Annotated in this window: 13 protein-coding genes; 5 read left to right on the forward strand and 8 right to left on the reverse strand. The window is 73.2% G+C overall.

Annotated features, from left to right (window positions below):
* Positions 1-162: 162 nt before the first annotated feature.
* Positions 163-3,210 carry a helix-turn-helix transcriptional regulator gene (locus tag ACWGJ2_RS17090; RefSeq protein WP_453346901.1) on the reverse strand — a complete coding sequence of 1,016 codons (3,048 nt, stop codon included), beginning with the start codon at positions 3,208-3,210 and terminating at the stop codon, positions 163-165.
* Positions 3,211-4,888: 1,678 nt separating this feature from the next.
* On the opposite strand from ACWGJ2_RS17090, the gene ACWGJ2_RS17095 reads away from it, so the two are divergent.
* The 4 genes from ACWGJ2_RS17095 to ACWGJ2_RS17110 all read left to right on the forward strand — a co-directional run bounded on the left by ACWGJ2_RS17095 (position 4,889) and on the right by ACWGJ2_RS17110 (position 11,445).
* Entirely contained in the window at positions 4,889-5,089 is a 201-nt protein-coding gene (locus ACWGJ2_RS17095; RefSeq protein WP_453346902.1) for a type A2 lantipeptide, read from the forward strand.
* Between the two features lie 227 nt (positions 5,090-5,316).
* Complete coding sequence (locus ACWGJ2_RS17100; protein WP_453346903.1) at positions 5,317-6,123, forward strand: HlyD family efflux transporter periplasmic adaptor subunit; 807 nt, start codon at positions 5,317-5,319, stop codon at positions 6,121-6,123.
* Positions 6,120-8,423, forward strand: coding sequence for an NHLP family bacteriocin export ABC transporter peptidase/permease/ATPase subunit (locus ACWGJ2_RS17105; RefSeq protein WP_453346904.1), 2,304 nt, complete (start codon positions 6,120-6,122; stop codon positions 8,421-8,423). The genes ACWGJ2_RS17100 and ACWGJ2_RS17105 overlap by 4 nt, the downstream gene beginning before the upstream one ends.
* Positions 8,424-8,472: 49 nt before the next feature.
* Entirely contained in the window at positions 8,473-11,445 is a 2,973-nt protein-coding gene (locus tag ACWGJ2_RS17110) for an NHLP bacteriocin export ABC transporter permease/ATPase subunit (protein WP_453347019.1), read from the forward strand.
* A 78-nt stretch (positions 11,446-11,523) separates the two neighbouring features.
* Here ACWGJ2_RS17110 and ACWGJ2_RS17115 read toward each other — a convergent pair whose 3' ends face one another.
* Positions 11,524-12,033 carry a TIGR03668 family PPOX class F420-dependent oxidoreductase gene (locus ACWGJ2_RS17115; RefSeq protein ID WP_453346905.1) on the reverse strand — a complete coding sequence of 170 codons (510 nt, stop codon included), beginning with the start codon at positions 12,031-12,033 and terminating at the stop codon, positions 11,524-11,526.
* A 13-nt stretch (positions 12,034-12,046) separates the two neighbouring features.
* The gene (locus ACWGJ2_RS17120; protein ID WP_453346906.1) at positions 12,047-12,871 is read right to left on the reverse strand and encodes an LLM class F420-dependent oxidoreductase; all 825 of its coding nucleotides are present in this window, start codon (positions 12,869-12,871) and stop codon (positions 12,047-12,049) included.
* Between the two features lie 363 nt (positions 12,872-13,234).
* On the opposite strand from ACWGJ2_RS17120, the gene ACWGJ2_RS17125 reads away from it, so the two are divergent.
* Positions 13,235-14,374 carry a hypothetical protein gene (locus ACWGJ2_RS17125; RefSeq protein ID WP_453346907.1) on the forward strand — a complete coding sequence of 380 codons (1,140 nt, stop codon included), beginning with the start codon at positions 13,235-13,237 and terminating at the stop codon, positions 14,372-14,374.
* Positions 14,375-14,405: 31 nt separating this feature from the next.
* On the opposite strand, the gene ACWGJ2_RS17130 is transcribed toward ACWGJ2_RS17125, so the two are convergent.
* The 5 genes from ACWGJ2_RS17130 to ACWGJ2_RS17150 all read right to left on the reverse strand — a co-directional run bounded on the left by ACWGJ2_RS17130 (position 14,406) and on the right by ACWGJ2_RS17150 (position 18,772).
* Positions 14,406-15,107, reverse strand: coding sequence for a class I SAM-dependent DNA methyltransferase (locus tag ACWGJ2_RS17130; RefSeq protein ID WP_453346908.1), 702 nt, complete (start codon positions 15,105-15,107; stop codon positions 14,406-14,408).
* An 11-nt stretch (positions 15,108-15,118) separates the two neighbouring features.
* Positions 15,119-16,057, reverse strand: coding sequence for an SDR family NAD(P)-dependent oxidoreductase (locus tag ACWGJ2_RS17135; RefSeq protein WP_453346909.1), 939 nt, complete (start codon positions 16,055-16,057; stop codon positions 15,119-15,121).
* Between the two features lie 63 nt (positions 16,058-16,120).
* The gene (locus ACWGJ2_RS17140) at positions 16,121-16,786 is read right to left on the reverse strand and encodes an HAD-IA family hydrolase (protein WP_453346910.1); all 666 of its coding nucleotides are present in this window, start codon (positions 16,784-16,786) and stop codon (positions 16,121-16,123) included.
* A gap of 322 nt (positions 16,787-17,108) precedes the next feature.
* The gene (locus ACWGJ2_RS17145) at positions 17,109-17,498 is read right to left on the reverse strand and encodes an SMP-30/gluconolactonase/LRE family protein (protein ID WP_453346911.1); all 390 of its coding nucleotides are present in this window, start codon (positions 17,496-17,498) and stop codon (positions 17,109-17,111) included.
* A gap of 50 nt (positions 17,499-17,548) precedes the next feature.
* On the reverse strand, positions 17,549-18,772 hold the full coding sequence (locus ACWGJ2_RS17150) for a cysteine desulfurase-like protein (protein ID WP_453346912.1): 1,224 nt from the start codon (positions 18,770-18,772) through the stop codon (positions 17,549-17,551).
* Between the last annotated feature and the right edge of the window lie 182 nt (positions 18,773-18,954).

Raw genomic sequence — 18,954 nt, forward strand, 5'->3', positions numbered from 1 at the left:
GGGTGGGTGGGGGGGGGGGGGGGGGGGGGGTGGGGGGGGGGGGGGGGTCCCCCGGGGGGGGGACACCTGGGGGGTTGTGGTTGTTTGTTTCCCCCGGCCACGCCCCCCCCCCTGGGGGGGCCCCCCCCCCGCGCCCGTAGGAGCGTCGGACGGCCGGCGACGTCAGACGGCGCGAAGGCGATTGCGGACGGTGCCGGCCTCCCGGCCGCCCTCGGGCCTGCCTGGTGGTCCCGCGACATCCGATCTGAGCTTGGCCGCCAGGTCGGTCCTGCGCTGGACGTCGAGCTTGCGGTAGACCCGGGTCAGATGCTGCTCGACCGTGCTGACGGTGATGAACAGCTTGCCCGCGATCTGCCGGTTGGTGTGCCCGCGCGCCGCAAGCGTGGCCACCCTCAGCTCCGCCTCGCTCAGCTCGCCAGGCTGCCACAGCTCGCCCGGGGACCAGGGCTGTTCGTCGGGCGCGGGAGCCGCGGGCTCAGCGCGGCGGATCCGCTCCTCCTCCGCGGGCGGCTCCACCCCGCTCTCCCGCATCAGCTGGAGCGCCTTGCGCGCGAGGGCACGGGCCCTGCCCTCGTCGCCCAGCTCGCGGTAGGCCAGGGCCAGTTCGTCCATGGCACGGGCCAGCTCCAGCCGGTGCCCGCGCTCCCGGAGGATCTCGACGGCCTCGCTGAGGAAGCGGGGCCGCTTCCCCGGCTCGACGGTGGCAGCGAGCACCCGGAGCGAGACCCCCCGCATCCAGGTGCGTGCGGTGCCGACCCGCACGAGCTGCTCCTCCGCCAGCGCGCGGGCCCGGTGCTCGTCACCCAGCGAGAGATACGCCTGCGCGGCATCGGTGCGCCACGGCACGAAGGCGGGAAAGTCCAGCTCCCACTTGATCATGAGATCGCCGCACGCGTGGAAGTCGTCGAGCGCGGCGTAGGGGCGCCCGACGGCGAGGTAGTAGTGACCGCGGGCCCACAGGTAGAACAGCCCGCCCGGCGTGCGGAAGGCCGCCTCGGGCACCGGCACGCTCAAGTGCGCCGCCGCCTCGTCGAACCGGCCCATCATGGCCTTGGTGTAGAGCAGCGCGGCGACGGGAGTGGCGATGGCCGCGCCCCAGCCCTCAGGCGAGACCAGGGTCAGCGCGGTGTGCGCCGACTCCTCCGCCGCGCTCAGCCCGCCCCGCCGGATGTCCACCAGCGCCTTGGCCGCCGCGGCCAGCGACTGCCACATCGGCGCGTGCCGCTCCGTCGCCTCCTCGTACAGCGCGTCGCACCAGCGGGCCGCCTTGCCCAGCTCGTCGGCGAAGACGAGCGTGGCCACGGCGGCCATCAGCGCCGGAAGGGTGCGTTCCTTGAGGCGTGTGCTCTCCAGCACCTCCTCCGCCCTCGCGGTCACCTCGGCGGCTGCCCCACGGGACGGTTCCGTCCCCTGGCCCAGGAGCCTGTCCAGCAGCGACATCGCCAGCTCTTCCGCGCCCCGCGACGACGGGCCGCCGCCGCCCGGCACGGCGGCGGGCGTGCCCGCGGGCGTACCGGGCCCCTCGGGGCCCTGCGCGTGGCCGTCGCCGGGCCTTCGGTGCTCGGCGCCGGGGAGTCCTGGCCGACGGGCGCCGGGGAGGCCCGGGTAGCCGTACGTCATCCAGAGCCGGACGAAGTCGGGCTCCAGGAAGCCGCCGCCCACGCGCGGCGCCTCCGCCACGGGCCCCTCCACCACCGGTCCTTCCGTCGCCGGTCCCTCGGCGACGGGCCGCCCCCGCACCGGCGCGTCCTCGCCCGGGGCCCGCGTTCGGCGGGCCGAGGCGGCGCCGAGCACGCCGAGCGCCTCGTCGACCTTGCCGAACCACAGCAGACAGCCGACCAGGGCCTTGGTGTCCCTCGCGCCGAGGCGCCCTTCGAGCGCCGCCCCGGTCAGCGCGGGCAGGTGACCCGCCGCGTCCGAGGGGTTGATGCGCCAGCCCGCGCGGATGAGGGCAGCCCTGACCGTCAGGTCCTGCCGCTCGTCGGCGCAGGAGTCGCCCGCGACGCGGAGGCAGTCCAGCGCGAGGCCGACCTCGTCCTCGTCGAGCGCCCGTTCCGCCGCTTCCAGCAGAGTGGGCAGGGTCCACGACGCCTCGATGGGCTCGGCCACGATCAGGTGCCGGGCCAGGACGATGGCCGGTTCGCCTCGGTCGTGCAGCACCTCGGCCGTCCGGGCTTCGAGCCGGGCCCGGTGGGGCGGCTCCATGCTCTGGAGCACCGCCGCCCTGCCCGCCTCGTGCCGGAACCAGCCGGAGCTGAGCAGCCCCATCTCGCCCAGCGCCGTCAGGCTGCGGTCCGCCGACTCCGGGCAGGCGCCCAGGACTTCGGCGAGCGCGTCGTGGGAGATGTCCGGGCCGAGCACCGCGAGTGCCCAGGCGGCGCGCCGGGTGGCGATGTCGCTGCGGTACAGGCACGAGGTGACGGCCTGCTCGAACGCCTCGCCCGGCACCAGTTCGGCCGAACCGGCCCGCTCCGAGGCGTGGTAGTCCTCCAGCAGCGCGCGCATCAGCAGCGGGCTGCCACCGCTGAGCCAGTGGAAGTCGGAGGCGAGCGGACGCGCTCTGCGCCCGCCGAGCCCCGCGGTGATCATCTCCGTGACGCCCTGCCACGGGAGCAGATCGAGCCGCAGATGGCGGCAACCGGGCCGGTGCAGCAATTCGTCCCGGAAACGCGAGTCCTCCCAGGGAAAACTGCCGCTTTCGCCCAACACCACGAGAATTCTGCTTACTTCGAGCCGTCGTGCGAGATAGAGTACGCATTCGAGCGAATGTGCGTCGGCATGGTGTACGTCATCGATACTGAGCACCACGGGCCGCCTCCTCGCCTGGGCGAGGAGAATTCCGCAGAGCCTGGGAAACACATTGATCGCCAGCTCTGCGGGAATGGCTCCCTCCGCGGCCCGCACCGGCGCGGTCACCGCGACCAGGTCCAGCAGCCGGGTGGCGAGCGCGGTGTCCGCCTCCGGAAGATCGGCCCCGAGCAGCAGTTGCCCCATCACTCCGAGCGGCAGATCCCGTTCGAAGCCCGAGCCCGTGGCCTGGAGGAACAGCGCCCCCGTCGCGCCCACGCGCTCCCCGAAAGCGCGGAGCAGGGCCGTCTTGCCGCTGGCCACGGCACCACTGATCAACGCAACTCCGCCATGCCCGGCCGCACTCGCGTCGAGCATGCCCCCCAGAATCGCCAGCTCCTTGTCCCGTTCCACCAACTTCATAGCCGGTTCCACCCCCGAAACCTGACGGTTGATGTCCTAGTTGAAAAGCGATCGGCCGAGGCCACCCCGAGGCCCGGCCACCACATAGAGACGCAAGACAGGATTGTCGGCCGTCTGCCGACCGGCGCGGCACGTCCCGGTGCCGTTCGCCTAAAGCGCGGAAACCACCAGCGCTTCTCGTTCGTACAGCGGGATCACCCGCCCCCCGTGCTGTGCCTGTGCTCGCCGGCCCGAAGACCCCGCCGCGTGTGCGGGACGCGGAGCTTCGAGGCGGCACGCGGCCGGGCGGTGCCCGGCCGGACGGTGACAAGGACGCACACGTGCGGTCCGGTGGTTGCCGTCGTCCGTCCGCCGGCGGGTGTCGCCGATGCGGTGTCGGTGCGCGGGTACGGCCCGGGGCGAGGGCTGTTGGCCCCGCGCCGACCTCGTACGACCGGTGTCACGGCGGTGTACCGCCACTGCGTGCGGCGCGTGCACTGGATGTGCCGCGCGTACTGGATGTCCCGGCCCTCGTCCCCACGAGGGCGGTTGAGCGCACGGCTGTGCTCCGATTCCCCGATACGGCGCACAGCGTCAGCCTCCCGGCCACAGCCCCGTCGACAAGCCGGCCCCCTCCCCCCGCTCCAGCTCGCCCCGTCATGCCGCCATCATTGCCGTCCGCCTGCCCGCTCGCCAGTCCCATTCTGAATGGGTTTGCGGATTTGTGGGTTCCGGTGGGGAAGCGGTGCTTCGTGTGGGCACGGGAAAGCGGACCGTCCTCATCCACCCGTCGAAGGGGGAGGGAACGTTCCGGGTACGGCCGGGTGAGGGGACCCGGAACACGGAAGGATCTCATCCGCTTGATGCGCGGCCGATGTCCGTCCCGGCCGGGACGGACAGGACGCCCGGGACGGCCAGGACGGCCAGGACGCGTTCACCGTGCACCGGCCGGTATCGCGAGGGCCGCCCAGGGGATCGGACATCCACGGAAAGGGCCCGCGCCGGGATATTTTCCCGTGCCGGGAATTCCCCTGCCGGCCTTCCCCGCCGGGCGTGTTCCTCCACGACTTCTCCACGGGCCGAAGCGGGCCACGGCTCAACCCCGCACGCACTGAGCGCGTCTTTCCTCATGACGGGCACACCTCGGGAATTCTCCGTATCACCACTTCACCGGAACCACCCGCGCATGCGGCAGAAGTATCTCCACATGCCGAAAAACGCGACATCCACGCCGACGCACGGACAGAGCGCGCACGGTCTGGACCTGCACGTATGCGCTCCGCACCGCGCTTTCAGCGGATCTGCACATCGGGAGCGCATACGCCCCACGACGCCCGGCGGAATTCGGATGCCCGGGGCATCCAATTACCCGTTGGCGCGGGAATGTCCGCTTACTCGTGACACACTGTGCCACCCGGAGAGAATGGCTTCTGCCGATCGTGTGAAGACGTCGCCACCAAGCGGTGCAAGGGAGTCCACTTCGGCGAAGTTCTGTCCGGGGATGCTCCCTGAATCGGCAGTTGACCGAGTGGCCGTGCGCCCCGCCGACATGCTTTGATCGGGCCAGTTGCGGGAGTTGAAGAAATGGTCGCCTTTTTGGCAGCCTGACGACCGCCCAGACGGACGGGCCGCCATTTACCCGGCAGCCTGCCCGTCGGCCTACTGAAATACCCAGCACAGACGAAAGAAGGGCCAAGTCATGGACTTCACCCCCCAGGTTGAGACCCGCGAGATTTCCGACAGCGACCTGGACAACGTGTCCGGTGGCGTTCTCGGCCCGGTCGTCGGCGACGTCGTCGGCACCGTCGACTCCGTGGCCCCGGTCTCCGAGGTCACCGGCACCGTTTCGCAGGTCACCGGCGTCAACACCTCCGCGGTCACCGGTCTCGCCGGTCTCTGAGGCGCCCTTCGCCGCCGAGCGGCGGAATCACGAGCGTTGAAGCTCCGCTCTTCGGCACGCAAAACTGCCGCTAGAGCGCACCGTGGGCCCCGGAACATCACCGTTCCGGGGCCTTCGGACACCTTTGGGCCAGGCCGGATGACGGCCATCAGCGCGCCGCGACGTCCGTGTTAGCGTCAGGCCGCGTTGGGCCCGAATGAGACGAATGCAGTTGAGGGAATAGTTCCGTGCAGTTCCGGCAAAAGGCGCTTTCCAAGCTGCAATCGCCCGAAGAACTCGATCTTCCGGTGCGCTTCGCCCGCCCGCAGGGCTGGCTCGTGCTCACCGTCACGGTCGTCGTCATGGCCGCCGCGTGCTTCTGGGCCGTGACCGGCTCCGTCTCCTCCAAGCTCAGCGCGCCCGGGGTGCTCACCCACGCCCAGGGCAGCTACGTCCTCCAGAGCCCGGTCGCCGGGCAGGTCACCGCGGTGCTCGCCAAGGAGGGCGAGACGCTGCGCGCGGGCTCTCCGCTGCTCAAGGTCCGTACGGAGCGCGGCTACCGCGCCGTGCGCGCCGTCGCCGCCGGCCGTGTCACCACCCTCGTGTCCAAGATCGGCAGCGTGGTCACCACCGGAGCGGACGTGGCCACCGTCGAACGCGTCGAGCGCCCCGACGAGCCCCTTGTGGCCATGCTCTACGTGCCGGGGGACAGCGGCGCGACGGTTCCCGTGGGCGCCTCCGTCGATCTGACGGTCCAGTCCGCGCCCACCCAGCAGTTCGGGGTGCTGCGCGGCAAGGTGCAGGCGGTGGGCCGTACGCCCCAGACGGAGCGGCAGATCGCCGGGTTCCTCGGCGATACGCAGCTCAGCCGCCAGTTCTCCCGGCAGGGCCACCCCGTCGCGGTCATGGTGCGGCTCGACCGCTCCTCCCGGACCAAGTCCGGCTACGCCTGGTCGTCGGAGCAGGGTCCGCCGTACACGATCGACTCCATGACCCTGGCCGACGGCGCCATCCACCTCGCGGCGCAGCGTCCGATCGATTGGCTCCTCCCGTGACCGCGCCGCAGTCCTCCCCGCCCTCCCCCGATGCCCCCGGCGCCCAGCGACTGCCCCCCGCCGGCCGCGGCAGGCACCGCCCCGAGCCCAGGTCTGGGCGGCGGCGCGCCAACCGCACGCGCCCGCAGCCGCTGCCCAAGGGCGGCCGGGGGAAGAGCGTGCGCACCCCCACCGTCCTCCAGATGGAGGCCGTGGAGTGCGGCGCCGCCTCGCTGGCCATGGTGCTCGGGCACTACGGGCGGCACGTCCCCCTCGAAGAGCTGCGCATCGCCTGCGGCGTCTCCCGCGACGGCTCCCGCGCCAGCAACCTCCTCAAGGCCGCGCGCTCCTACGGCCTCAAGGCCAAGGGCATGCAGATGGAGCCCGCCGCGCTCGCCGAGGTGCGGGCCCCGGCCATCCTGTTCTGGGAGTTCAACCACTACGTCGTCTACGACGGCACGGCGCGCCGCCTCGGCCGCCGGGGCGTGCAGATCAACGACCCCGACAAGGGCCGCCGCTTCGTGTCCATGGAGGACTTCGACAGCAGCTTCACCGGCGTCGTGCTGACCTTCGAGCCGGACGAGGGCTTCCGCAAGGGCGGCAGGAAGCCCGGGATCATGGGCGCCATGCCCGCGCGGCTGCGCGGCACCACGGGCACGATGCTCGCCGCACTGCTGGCCAGCCTGCTGCTGGTCGGCGTCGGCGCCGCCGTGCCCGCGCTCAGCCGCACGTACATCGACATGTTCCTCATCGGCGACCAGACATCCTCACTCGGCGTGCTGTTCGCCTCGATGGCGGCCATGGTGGTGCTCACCGTCGTCCTCACCGCGCTCCAGCAGGCCAACCTGCTGCGCGGGCGCATCATCTCCTCGACGCTGGGCAGCGCCCGCTTCCTGCGGCACCTGCTCAGACTGCCCGTCACCTTCTTCGCACAGCGCAACCCGGCCGATCTGGTGCAGCGCCTCCAGTCCAACGACACGGTGGCCGAGACCCTGGCCAGGGACCTCGCGGCGGCGGGCGTGGACGCGGTCGTGGTGATCCTCTACGCCGTGCTGCTGTGGACCTACGATCCGCAGCTCACCGTCGTCGGCGTGCTGATCGCGCTGCTCAACGTGGTCGCGATGCGCGTGGTGGTCAAGCTGCGTGCCACCCGTACGCAGAAGCTGCGCGCCGACAGCGCGCGGCTCACCAACACCTCCTACAGCGGCCTCCAGCTCATCGAGACGATGAAGGCGACCGGCGGCGAGAACGGCTACTTCCGCCGCTGGGCCGGCCAGCACGCGACGACGCTGGAGGAGCAGCAGCGGCTCGGCGTGCCGAGTGCGGCGCTGGCCGTCGTGGCGCCCACGCTCGCGGCGCTCAACAGCGCGCTCATCCTGCTGATCGGCGGGATGCGCGCGGTGGAGGGCCATATCTCCATCGGGCTGCTGGTGGCCTTCCAGGCGCTGGTGACCCGCTTCACCGCGCCCATCACCCGGCTGAACGGGGTGGCGGGGCGCATCCAGGACTTCGCCGCCGACGTCGCGCGCCTCAAGGACGTCGAGAACTTCCCCGTCGACCCGCTCTACACGCGCCGCGAACCGGAGGCGAGCACGCGCAGACTCAAGGGGCACGTGGCGCTGGAGAACGTCACCTTCGGCTACAGCCCGCTCGACAAGCCGCTGCTCACGGACTTCTCGCTGGCGGTGGGGCCCGGTCAGCAGGTCGCGCTCGTCGGCGGCTCGGGCAGCGGCAAGTCGACGGTGTCGCGGCTGATCTCCGGCCTCTACAGCCCGTGGGAGGGCGCGGTCCGCATCGACGGGCAGCGGCTGGAGGACATACCCAGGGGGGCGCTCGCCGCCTCGGTGTCCTTCGTGGACCAGGACGTCTTCCTCTTCGAGGGCACCGTGCGCGACAACGTGGCGCTGTGGGACCCGTCGATCCCGGACGAGGCGGTGGTGGCCGCGCTCCAGGACGCCGCGATCCACGAGACGCTCAGCCGCCGCCCCGGCGGCATCCACTGCCGGGTGGAGCAGGACGGGCGCAACTTCTCCGGCGGACAGCGGCAGCGCCTGGAGATCGCCAGGGCCCTGGTGCGCAGGCCCAGCATCCTGGTGCTCGACGAGGTGACCAGCGCGCTGGACGCGGAGACCGAACGGGTCATCATCGACAACCTGCGGCGGCGCGGCTGCGCCTGCGTGGTGATCGCGCACCGGCTGAGCACCGTGCGCGACAGCGACGAGATCGTCGTGCTGGACCACGGGACCGTCGTGGAGCGCGGGCGGCACGAGGAGCTGGTGGCCGCGCGGGGCCCGTACGCCGACCTGGTCAAGGAGCACTGAGGTGACATCCGTTCACCAGCAGCCGGAGGCCACGGGCACGGGTATGGGTATGGGCACGGGTACGGGTACGGGTACGGGCCCTGACGCGGGTCCCGGTGACGTCGTGCTCGCCGCGCTCGGCGGGCTGGGCGAGCGCCGCGACCTCAGCGGAGGACGCAGCCTGTCGCTGGAGGGCCCGCAGGTCCTGTGGCTCGTCGAGGACGGGGCGATGGACCTGTTCGCCGTCGACGCCTCCCAGCAGGGCCACTGGCACTTCCTCGGCCGCCTCGCGCCCGGCACCCTGCTGATCGGACCCGTCGAGGGGCCTCGGCACACGCTGGTGGGCAGGCCGCTCCAGGGGAGCGTGCTGCGGCGCATCCAGTTGCGGGAGCTGTTCAAACCGGAGCCCGCGCGGGACTCCGGTCACGGGTACGGCTACGGCCAGGGCTACGAGTCCGGGTACGCGTACGGCCAGGGCGACGGCGCCCCGAACCCGTACCCGTCCCCGTACCCGTACGGGGATCCGGCCGGGAGCCTCAGCCCGCTGGAGGACGCGTTCGCGCTCGGTGTGGGGCGCGGTCTGCGCGTGCTGTCGGACGCGCCGCTGGACGGCCAGCGCAACGTCGGCGCCGGACCGGGCGGCACCAGCGAGGGGCAGGGGCAGGACGGGGGCGAGGACGAGGACGAGGACGTCCTGTGGATGCCCGTCTCCCCCGGAAGCGTCGAGTACGGTGCCGCCTTCGGCGAGGAGGCGGCGGGCGAACTGCTCGTCGACGGCGCGATGTGGCAGCGCATGGTCAACCAGCAGTACCGGCTGCTGTCCACGCTCGACCGCTGGATCGAGCGCCTGGAGCGGGCCCACGAGGACCGCACGGCCGCCGGGATCGAGGCGGGTGAGACCGTACGCGCGCAGGCCGACCAGGCGCTGGTGGCCTCCATCGGCACCTCGGGCAGGTCCACCGTGCGCGCGCCGGGCGCCGGGGACGACGCCACGTTCGCCGTCTGCCGCCGGGTCGCCGAGGCGGCCAGGATCACGCTGTCGGCCCCCGCGCGGGGCGGGGGCTCGCCCGACGAGCGGCTGAGCGCCGTCGAACGCGTCGCGCTCGGCTCCCGGATCCGCACCCGCGTCGTGCGGCTCGACGGGCGCTGGTGGCGGGAGAACACCGGCCCCCTGGTGGGCCACCGCACGGACGACGGAACGCCGGTGGCGCTGCTGTGGCGGCGCGGCGGCTACGAGGCCGTCGACGCGTCCGGCGAGCGCACCCGGCTCTGCGCCAAGCGCGCTGAGGAGTTCGAGCCGCGCGCCGTCATGTTCTACCGGCCGCTGCCCGACCGCCCGATGAGCGCCTGGCGCCTGCTGCGCTTCAGCGTGCGCGGCACGCGCGGCGACGTGCGCAACCTCGTGCTGGGCGGGCTGGTCACCGTCGGCCTCGGGGCGCTGGTGCCGGTCGCGACGGGGCAGGTGCTGGGTGAGTTCGTGCCCAACGCCGAGACCGGTCTGATCGTGCAGGTCTCGCTGGCCGTCATCGTCGCGAGCGTGGTCTCGGCCGCGTTCATGCTGTTCCAGAACCTCTCGATCCTGCGCATGGAGGGCCGCGTCGAGAGCACGCTCCAGCCCGCCGTGTGGGACCGGCTGCTGCGGCTGCCCACGCGCTTCTTCACGGAGCGCTCCACCGGCGAACTGGCCAGCGCCGCGATGGGAGTCAGCACCATGCGCCGCCTGCTGTCCGGGGTCGGCCCTGTAGCGGTGCAGTCGGTGACGGTCGGCGCGATGAACCTCGTGCTGCTGCTCTTCTTCAGCGTCCCGCTCGCGCTGACCGCGCTCGGGATGCTGACCGTCATCGCCGCCGTCTTCCTCGGGATGGGGCTGTGGCAGTTGCGCTGGCAGCGCAGGCTCGTCGAGCTGACCAACAAGCTCAACAACCAGGCGTTCCAGACGCTGCGCGGGCTGCCGAAGCTGCGCGTCGCCGCGGCGGAGAGCTTCGCCTACGCGGACTGGGCGCGCGAGTTCGCGCGCAGCCGCGAACTCCAGCAGCGGGTGGGCCGGATCAAGAATCTGACGACGGTCGTCAACGCGGTCTATCTGCCGCTCTGCTCGCTCCTGATGTTCATGCTGCTGGCGGGTCCGGCGCGCGGCAGCCTCTCCTCCAGCGCGTTCCTCACCTTCAACACCGCCGTGACGATGATGCTCACCTCGGTCACCCAGCTCACGGGCGCGCTGATCTCGGCCGCTTCGGCGCTGCCGATGTTCGAGCAGATCAAGCCGGTGCTCGACGAGATGCCCGAGGTACGCGGGGCCAGCACCCAGCCCGGTGCGCTGTCCGGTGACATCGAGGCGCGGCAACTCTCCTTCCGCTACTCCGACGACGGCCCGCTGGTGCTGGACGACGTCTCGTTCCGGATCCGCGCGGGCGAGTTCGTCGCCGTCGTCGGGGCCAGCGGCTGCGGCAAGTCGACGCTGCTGCGGCTGCTCATCGGCTTCGACCGGCCCGCCTCCGGCAGCGTCCTCTACGACGGCCAGGACCTGGCGGCCCTCGACCAGGCGAGCGTCCGCCGCCAGTGCGGCGTCGTCCTCCAGAACGCGCAGCCCTTCACGGGGTCGATCCTCGACGCCATCTGCGGCACCGAGATGTACTCGCAGGAGGAGGCGTGGGAGGCGGCCAGGATGGCGGGCCTGGCCGAGGACATCAAGCGCATGCCGATGGGCATGCACACGATGCTCTCGGACGGCGGCGGCACCATCTCGGGCGGCCAGCGCCAGCGGCTGATGATCGCCCAGGCCCTGATCCGCCGTCCGCGCGTCCTCTTCTTCGACGAGGCGACCAGCGCGCTGGACAACGAGACCCAGCGCGTCGTGATCGAGAGCACCCGTGAACTGCGCGCCACCCGCGTCGTCATCGCGCACCGGCTCTCCACGGTCATGGACGCCGACCGGGTCCTGGTCATGTCGGAGGGCAGGATCGTCCAGGAGGGCCCGCCCGCTGAGCTGCTCGCGGACACGGGCGGGCAACTGCACGAGCTGGTACGCCGCCAGATCCGCTGACGCGGCCCGGGCCGGCCCGGCCCGGCGCGAGGTGGGGAGAGGGCCGGCGCGCCGGGCCACGCGCCGGACCGGTGGCCCTCACCCCAGTCGCCACCCGCTCCAGCGGCCGACCGTCACCTCGGTCACCGGGCCGCGCGGCGGGCGGTCCGCGTAGTGGTGCCCGTACTTCTCCACGAGCAGGCCCAGCAGCTCGGCCGACCTGGCGGCGTCCGCCGCACCGGACGCGTCGGACGCACCGGTTGTGTCGGACGCGTCGCATGCGTCGGACGCCGGGCCGTCCAGCGGGGCGTCCGCCGGGGGCAGGACGCGCGCCGTGCCGTCGGCGCGCGCCCACCACAGGTGCTCCCACTCCTCGTCGTACGCGTCGACGAGCAGACAGACCGCGGGATTGGCCTCGATGTTGGCCAGCCGCTTCAGCCGCGCGGTGCGCTTCGGCTTGTGGTCGACGGCCGTCACCACGGTGTCCCCCGTCACCGCGAAGACGACGGGCACCAGGTGGGGGCGGCCGTCCGCGTCCACGGTCGCCAGCCGGGCCACCCTGCTCCCGGCGAACGCCGCCCTCGCCTCCGCGCCCGTCAGAGTGGTCACGGCGACCGGCCCGTCAGCGGTGCGCTTCGGCGGCCTCGGCCAGCCGGTCCAGCACGGCCAGCGCCTCGGGCTCGGGCTTCGTGGGCAGGTAGAACAGCAGCCGCTCCACGCCCAGCGCCGCGTAGCCCTCGACGGCCTCGGCGCTGTGGGGCGACGCGTACACCGTGACGGGGACGTCGCGTCCCGCCGACTCGCGCAGCCGGTCGATCTGCGGGCCGAGCCGCTCGGGCGGCACGCTGTTGGCCAGCCAGGCGTCGCCGAACGCGGCCACGCGGGGGAAGGCGGCCTCGCCGCCGCCGACGTAGATGGGCGGGTGCGGGCTCTGCACGGGCTTGGGCCAGGAGTAGACGGGGTCGAAGTCCACGAACTCCCCGTGGAACTCCGCCTTCTCCTTCGTCCACAGCTCACGCATCGCGCGCAGCCGTTCGTCCACGAGACGGCCCCTGCTGGTGGGGTCGGTGCCGTGGTTCTCCATCTCCTCGCGGTTCCAGCCGACGCCGACGCCGAAGACCGCCCGGCCGCCGGAGACCAGGTCCAGGGAGGCCACCTCCTTCGCGGTGGTCAGCGGGTCGCGCTGGGCCACGAGCGCGACGCCGGTGCCGAGCAGCAGCCGGTTCGTCACGGAGGCGGCGGCGCTCAGTGCCACGAAGGGGTCGAGGGTGCGGTAGTAGATCCCCGGCAGGTCACCGCCGCCGGGGTAGGGCGAACGGCGCTCCACCGGGATGTGCGTGTGCTCCGCGATCAGCAGGGAGTCGAACCCGCGCTCCTCCACGGCCCGGCCGAGCGGGGCCGGTGCGATGCCCTGATCCGTGATGAACGTCGAGATGCCGAACTTCACTGGGAAACCTCCCGTGGTCTCTGGCGGCCGGCCTGTCCGCGTCGGCCGGTGTCCGCGACGGTAAGCCTTGCCCCGCCCGACGACCGCGTACCCATGCGCCCCGGCACCCACGCGAACATCACACGCACGGCGGCAGCGGAGCGGGGCGGGCGCGAGGTGGGTGCGAGGCGGGCGCGAGGCGGCGTTTCGGTGCCCTTTCGAGGGGTCGGGACCGCACGGGTGTACGTGGGTCGTGCGCGTGAAGGGACGGTTCTCCCCGGTACGGGGACGGTCCTTGCCACGTGATCCGTCGGGTCGGAATACTCCGCCGTTCTGGAGAGCACGACATCACAGCGGGCAGGGCACCGGCGAAGGGTGAGCGTCATGCGGAGCGCGACGAGCGCCACGGCGGACGGCGAGGACCCGGCGCACGGTGTCCCCGCCCCGACGGTGGCACCCCGGCCGCTCGGTCCGGGGGAGATCGCCGGGGGCGTCCTCGCCGTCATCGGCCGTCACTGGCGGCCCCTCTACGGGGTGGTCACCGCCGTGAGCGCGGCGGCAGCGGTCACGGCGACCGCCGTGGTCGCGGCGGCGGACGGCTGGCTGCGGCCCTCCGGACCGGGGGCCGCCGCCCTCCCCGCGCACGCCTTCTGGCCGGACCTCGGCCCCGGAGCCGGTACGGGTACAGGGCTCGACGTGGGCGGGGGCACGGGTGCCGGTGCCGGTGCCGGGCTGCCCGGGTCCGCGCTCGCCGTCGGCGCGGCGCTCGTACCGCTCCTGCTGCTCATCACCGCCTGCCTCATGGCCGTACTCCACAGCGCCCATGGCGTGGCGCTCTCCGCCGCCGCCACACGACTGCCGCTGGCCAGGGGCGAGTTGTGGCGGCGCACCCGAGCGCGGCTGCGGGCCGCGCTCGGGGTGCAGTTGCTGGTGCGGCTGTGCGTGGGCGGAACGGCGCTGGCCGGCTGCGCCGCCATGGCCGCCGTCCGCTCGGGCGCGGTGCCCGGGGTGAGCGCGGCGCCGCACGGGCCCGCGCAGTGCGCGCTGACGGTGCTGACGGGGTGCGTCGTCCCGTTCGCGCTCCTCGCCCTCGCCTTCTTCGTACGGGTCCGCCTCGCGCTCGCGCCCGCCGTGACTGTGCTGGAGGGCCGCGCTCCGCTGTCCGCGCTGCGCCGCTCGTGGACGCTGGTGCGGGGCTCCTGGTGGCGGGTGTGCGGGGTCTGTTCGACGGGCGCCGTGACCACGGTGTGCGGGTACGGCCTGTTCCGGTACGTGGCGGGACCGGCAGGCGAGGAGGCCCGTACCGCGCTGCTCCGGCTCGGCGTCGGGGGCCCCTCGGCGGCGGGCGCCGCGCTGACGCTCACCCCGGTGGCGCTCGCCCTGCTGCTGTGCTCGCTGGCGATGCTGCCCCTGGGCTGCTCGGCGCTCGCGTTCCTCTCCATGGACCTCTCCGACGAGGGACGGCGCGCCGAACCCGCCGTGGCCGGAGAACGGGCCGGACCCGTGCCGCTCCGGTCCCGCTGAACCGCCCCTCCCCCGGCCCCTGGCCCTTGCCTCAGCTCCGCTTGCGCCACACCAGGGCGGCCGAGACGGGGTGGCCGCGGAAGCGTTCCCATTTGGGCTTGACCGCGAGCCAGCGCTCGTCCACGACCCCCTCGCGCATCTCGGCCAGCGTCCAGCCCGCCTTGAGGCCCGCGGTGATGTGGTCGCTCAGGAGGTGGACGTGGGTCGTGATGGCGATCGGCTCGCCCGACGCGCTGGTGAAGTGGGTGGGCATGCCCGAGGCCATGATGAAGTGCGGGTGGAACGCGAGGATGACGCACGTGGCCTCCTCGTCCGCCAGGCGCCACGCCTCGTCGTAGAACGGCCGCAGCTTCGGCAGGTGTTCGTCGATGAGGGAGGCGATGACGAGGTCGTAGGCCCCCGCTTCCAGGCCGCTCGCGCGCACGTCGCCCTCCACCAGCCGGTCGTGGACGCCGCGCGCACGCGCCCGCTCCAGCATCCCCGGGGTGAGGTCCACACCGTCGACGGAGGCGACGCCTCGGCTCTTGAGCCACGCGCCCGTACGTCCCGTGCCGCAGCCGAGGTCGGCCGCACGGCGCACCGCGCTCCAGCGGGGCTCTTCCAGTTCCTCCAGCACGGCGAGGTCCATGACGTCCTCGACGGTCTGTTCGTAGGTGTCCACCCACTGGCCGTAGCCGGTGGTGACGTCCACCGTCCGGTAGCCACGGGTATCGAAGTCGGAGAAGTGCGCCATGGGCCCGAGTATCAGCGAACTCCCCCGTCACGGGCGACACTTTTTCCCGCGCCGCACTCACCGCGACGGCAGTCACCGCCCCCGGGACGCTCCGGCGCGTGCCGCGCCAGCAGTCCAAGGGTGAGGTCGTGGAGACGGCGCGCGTCGCCCTTGTCGAAGGATGGGTGCTCCAGGCCGATCCGGCGCGTCTCAGCGAAGGCGGACAGCGGCTCGGCCGGAGGCGCGTCGATCAGCGCGTCGATGGGCACGATGCCCTGCTCGACGGGCTTGCCCCGCCGCTTCAGCTCCGCAACATGGGCGGCCGTCGCCGCGTCGTACCGGCCGGAGAAACTCGTCGCGACGGCACCGGGGTCGAGCAGCACGTACCGGGCCCTGGCCCCGCCCGTGTCCGGGGCCGTCGCGTGGGCGCCGTAGCCCTCGGCGAAGGCCACGCCGAGGAGGTCGTTCGCGCGACCGCCCTGCATCTGGGCCGCGACCCCGTCATAGCCCCGCGTGAAGAGCGGGTCCTCCCAGCGGACGCGGCCCACCGGGATGCCGGGGCCCGACACATTCACGACGAGGGGCGCCGCCGCCCTCGCCAGCGCCCCGGCAAGGCCGTGACTCAGCAGGAACCGGCTCAGATACTCCAGCGCGAAGGTGTTCTCCAGGCCCTCGGCCGTCTCCAGCCGGTCCGAGCGGAAGTGCCGTGCGCAGAGCACGAGCGCGTCCACGACGGGGAAACCTTCCGCGAGTTCGGCCAGCACCCGCCTGTTCTCGGCGACCAGGCTCAGGTCCGCCGCGACGAAGTACGCACGTGCCCCCGCGCCCATGGCCGCCGCGTCGGCGAGGAACGCCTGCCCCTTCCCCTCGTCGCGGCCGACGATGACGACGCTGTCGCCGCGCCGCAGCCGGGCGTGCGCGAGTGCCCTGCCCATGCCGTCGGTGCCGCCCGAGATCACGACCGTCTTCATCCGCCAACCCCTTGCCCTGTACGGGAGTCGCGCGCCACCACGCACGGACTTGAACCTAAGGGTTCAATCTAATGGGCGACTTCGTACATCACAAGCGTGCGCGTGTGCGGAGGCGACGGCGTCCCGGAGGGAGGGGAAACAGGCGTGTGCGGCGCGGAGGCGGTGTGGCGGGTGGGTGGTGGACACCGCGTGGACGACGCATCCGGCGGCGCGGCCCGCGCGTATCCCCGCGGGCGAGTCCTCCAGCACCAGGCAGTCGGAGGGGGCCACACCGAGGGCCGCCGCCGCGGCGAGGTAGCCCTCGGGGGACGGCTTTCCTTCGCGTACGTCCTCGGCGCAGACGCGCGCCTCCGGCAGCGGAAGGCCGAGCGCGGCCATGCGCGAGGCCGTGGTCCCGGCCCGGCTGGAGGTCACGAGGGCCCAGGTGCCGGGCGCGAGGGAGCACAGCAGTTCGCGGGCGCCCTCGTAGGCGGCGATGGTGGGCTCCTCTGCGGCCATGAGTGCGTCGAGCAGCCGGTTCTCCTCCACCGGCGGGCGGTCGGGCGCCAGCCGCCGCAGCGTGTCGATGCGGCGGCGGCCCTGCGTCGCCCGCTGTACCAGAGCCGGGTCCAGCCCGCGCGCCCGCGCCCATCCGGCCCACACGCGCGCATGGGCGGCCCCCGAATCGATCAGCACACCGTCCACGTCGAAGAGGAGGGCCGGGGGCCGCTTCCTGGCAACCGTGGTCATGAGGCGGGGCCCTCCGTCTTCCGTAAGCTGAGCCGTCCTGTGATCCGGGTGCGGTACGGCCGCCGATCCTGGCACGCCCCGGCAGGGGAAGACGGCGCTCCGCGCCCTGTACGGAAGCTGCGCGACGGGCCGCGGAAGCGCGGAAGCGCTCCGGGCGCGTGCCGTACGGGCGCCGCGATTCCGGCGTACGGGAGGGCACACCGGACACGGAGGAGTACGCCGAGGTACGGGGGTGAGGCGGCGGCCGGTGCGGCGCGGTCCCGTGCGGACGCACGACGAACGGCCCGCCGGGCCACGCCCGTACGCCCCCTGACGCGCGGGGTCAGCCGTCGAAGGGGGCGCCCGCGATGCCGCGGCCCGCGTCCGGCACCACGAAGAGGCATCCCGCGCCGTCGACCCCCGCGTCGTTCCCGCGCACCCCCTCGTCGGCCCAGCGCGTCAGCCACCGCGTCGGCCCGTCGGACTCGGACGTGGTCACGGCGACCCCGTCGCGCAGGCTGAGGGCGAGGCCGCCCGTGGCACGGGGCTTGGCCGCCGCGACGGGCTGGTCCATGGTCGCGACGGTGCTGTCGGTGCCGTCAGCGGGGTCGTAGCGGTGCACCGTGCCCGCGTTGAGGTCCACCCAGAGCAGGGTGGCGGTGGCGGCGTCCCACGTCGGGCACTCGGCGAAGCCCGCCCGCACCGACAACGACACCGCTTCGACGGTCGGCATGCGCTGATCCCCCCGTAGCCTTCGTGGCCTTCGCAGCCGTCATTCTCCCGTCACCGGGCGAGGTGTTCCGCCAGGCCCTCCAGCAGCCGGTCGACGTCTTCGGCGCTGTTGTACGGCGCGAGGCCGACGCGCAGTCCGCCCGCGTCCCCGAGCCCGAGGTGGCGGGAGGGCTCCAGCGCGTAGAAGGAACCGGACGGCGCGTCGACGCCACGTGCGGCGAGGAAGCGGGAGGCGGCCTCCGTGTCGCGGCCCTCCAGGGTGAGCAGGAGGGTCGGGGTGCGCTCGACGGCACGCGAGTACAGGGTGACCCCTTCGAACGCGGCCAGCCCCTTCTCGACGCGCAGCCGCAGCGCGTCCTCGTGCGCCCCGACCGCGGCGAGCGCGGAGACCAGCCGCGCCCGCCGCCCGCCGCCCTCCCCGCGCGGGGCGAGACCGGCGAGGAAGTCGACGGCGGCGCGGACTCCGGCGAGGAGTTCGTAGGGCAAGGTCCCCAGCTCGAAGCGCATGGGCACCTCGTCCGTCGCGGGCAGCAGCTTGTCGGGCCGCAGCGTCTCCAGCAGAGCGGGGTCGGCCGCGAGGACGCCCAGGTGGGGCCCGAGGAACTTGTACGGGGAGCAGACGAGGAAGTCGGCGCCCAGCGCCGCGAGGTCCACGCAGGCGTGCGCGGCGTAGTGCACCGCGTCGACGTGGAACAGCGCACCCTCCGCGTGCGCCAGCGCGGCGAGTTCCGCGACGGGCGGCCTGGTGCCGATCAGGTTCGACGCCGCCGTGACCGCGACCAGCCGGGTGCGCCCCGACCCCGACAGCGCGGCGCGCAGGTGATCCGGCGTCAGCTCGCCGGTCTCCGGGTCGAAGTCCGCCCACCGCACCGTGGCCCCCGCGTGCGCCGCGGCCTGGACCCAGGGGCGGATGTTGGCGTCGTGGTCCAGCCGCGTCACGACGATCTCGTCGCCGGGCGACCACGTCCTGGCCAGGGTGCGGGAGAGGTCGTAGGTGAGCTGAGTGGCGCTGCGCCCGAAGACGATGCCCGACGGGTCGGCCGCCAGCAGATCGCCGAGCGCGGCGCGTGCCCCGACGACGATGGCTTCCGCGTTCCGCTCGCCCAGGGTGTTCTCGCCCTGGTTGGCCAGCGGGTTCGCCAGCGCGTCGGAGACGGCCTCGATGACGGGCCGAGGGGTCTGGGTGCCCCCTGGCCCGTCGAAGTAGGCGCGGCCCGCGCCGAGCGCGGGTATGCGCTCGCGGAGGGCCGGGAGGTCGTACGCGTCGTACGTCACGTGAACTCCTTGATCCGGCGACGGCACCTGGGCGCTCCTACGCTCCCTCTCCGCGGCGGACCGGGACAAGTACGCCTCGAAGCGCCCCCGCCCGGTACGGGGCAGGAACCGCACCGCCTTGTGGGTGACGTCGGAAAGGGGTTCCCGGCGCCAGGACAAGTGCCCGGTCAGGCGTACGGACG

This window comes from Streptomyces sp. NPDC054796, assembly GCF_053611545.1.

Coding starts and splice junctions, on each gene's coding strand:
- ACWGJ2_RS17090 (WP_453346901.1), bottom strand. CDS start 3,210: ATGAAGTTGGTGGAACGGGACAAGGAGCTGGCGATTCTGGGGGGCATG.
- ACWGJ2_RS17095 (WP_453346902.1), top strand. CDS start 4,889: ATGGACTTCACCCCCCAGGTTGAGACCCGCGAGATTTCCGACAGCGAC.
- ACWGJ2_RS17110 (WP_453347019.1), top strand. CDS start 8,473: ATGGGCACGGGTACGGGTACGGGTACGGGCCCTGACGCGGGTCCCGGT.
- ACWGJ2_RS17125 (WP_453346907.1), top strand. CDS start 13,235: ATGCGGAGCGCGACGAGCGCCACGGCGGACGGCGAGGACCCGGCGCAC.
- ACWGJ2_RS17130 (WP_453346908.1), bottom strand. CDS start 15,107: ATGGCGCACTTCTCCGACTTCGATACCCGTGGCTACCGGACGGTGGAC.
- ACWGJ2_RS17135 (WP_453346909.1), bottom strand. CDS start 16,057: ATGAAGACGGTCGTGATCTCGGGCGGCACCGACGGCATGGGCAGGGCA.
- ACWGJ2_RS17140 (WP_453346910.1), bottom strand. CDS start 16,786: ATGACCACGGTTGCCAGGAAGCGGCCCCCGGCCCTCCTCTTCGACGTG.
- ACWGJ2_RS17145 (WP_453346911.1), bottom strand. CDS start 17,498: ATGCCGACCGTCGAAGCGGTGTCGTTGTCGGTGCGGGCGGGCTTCGCC.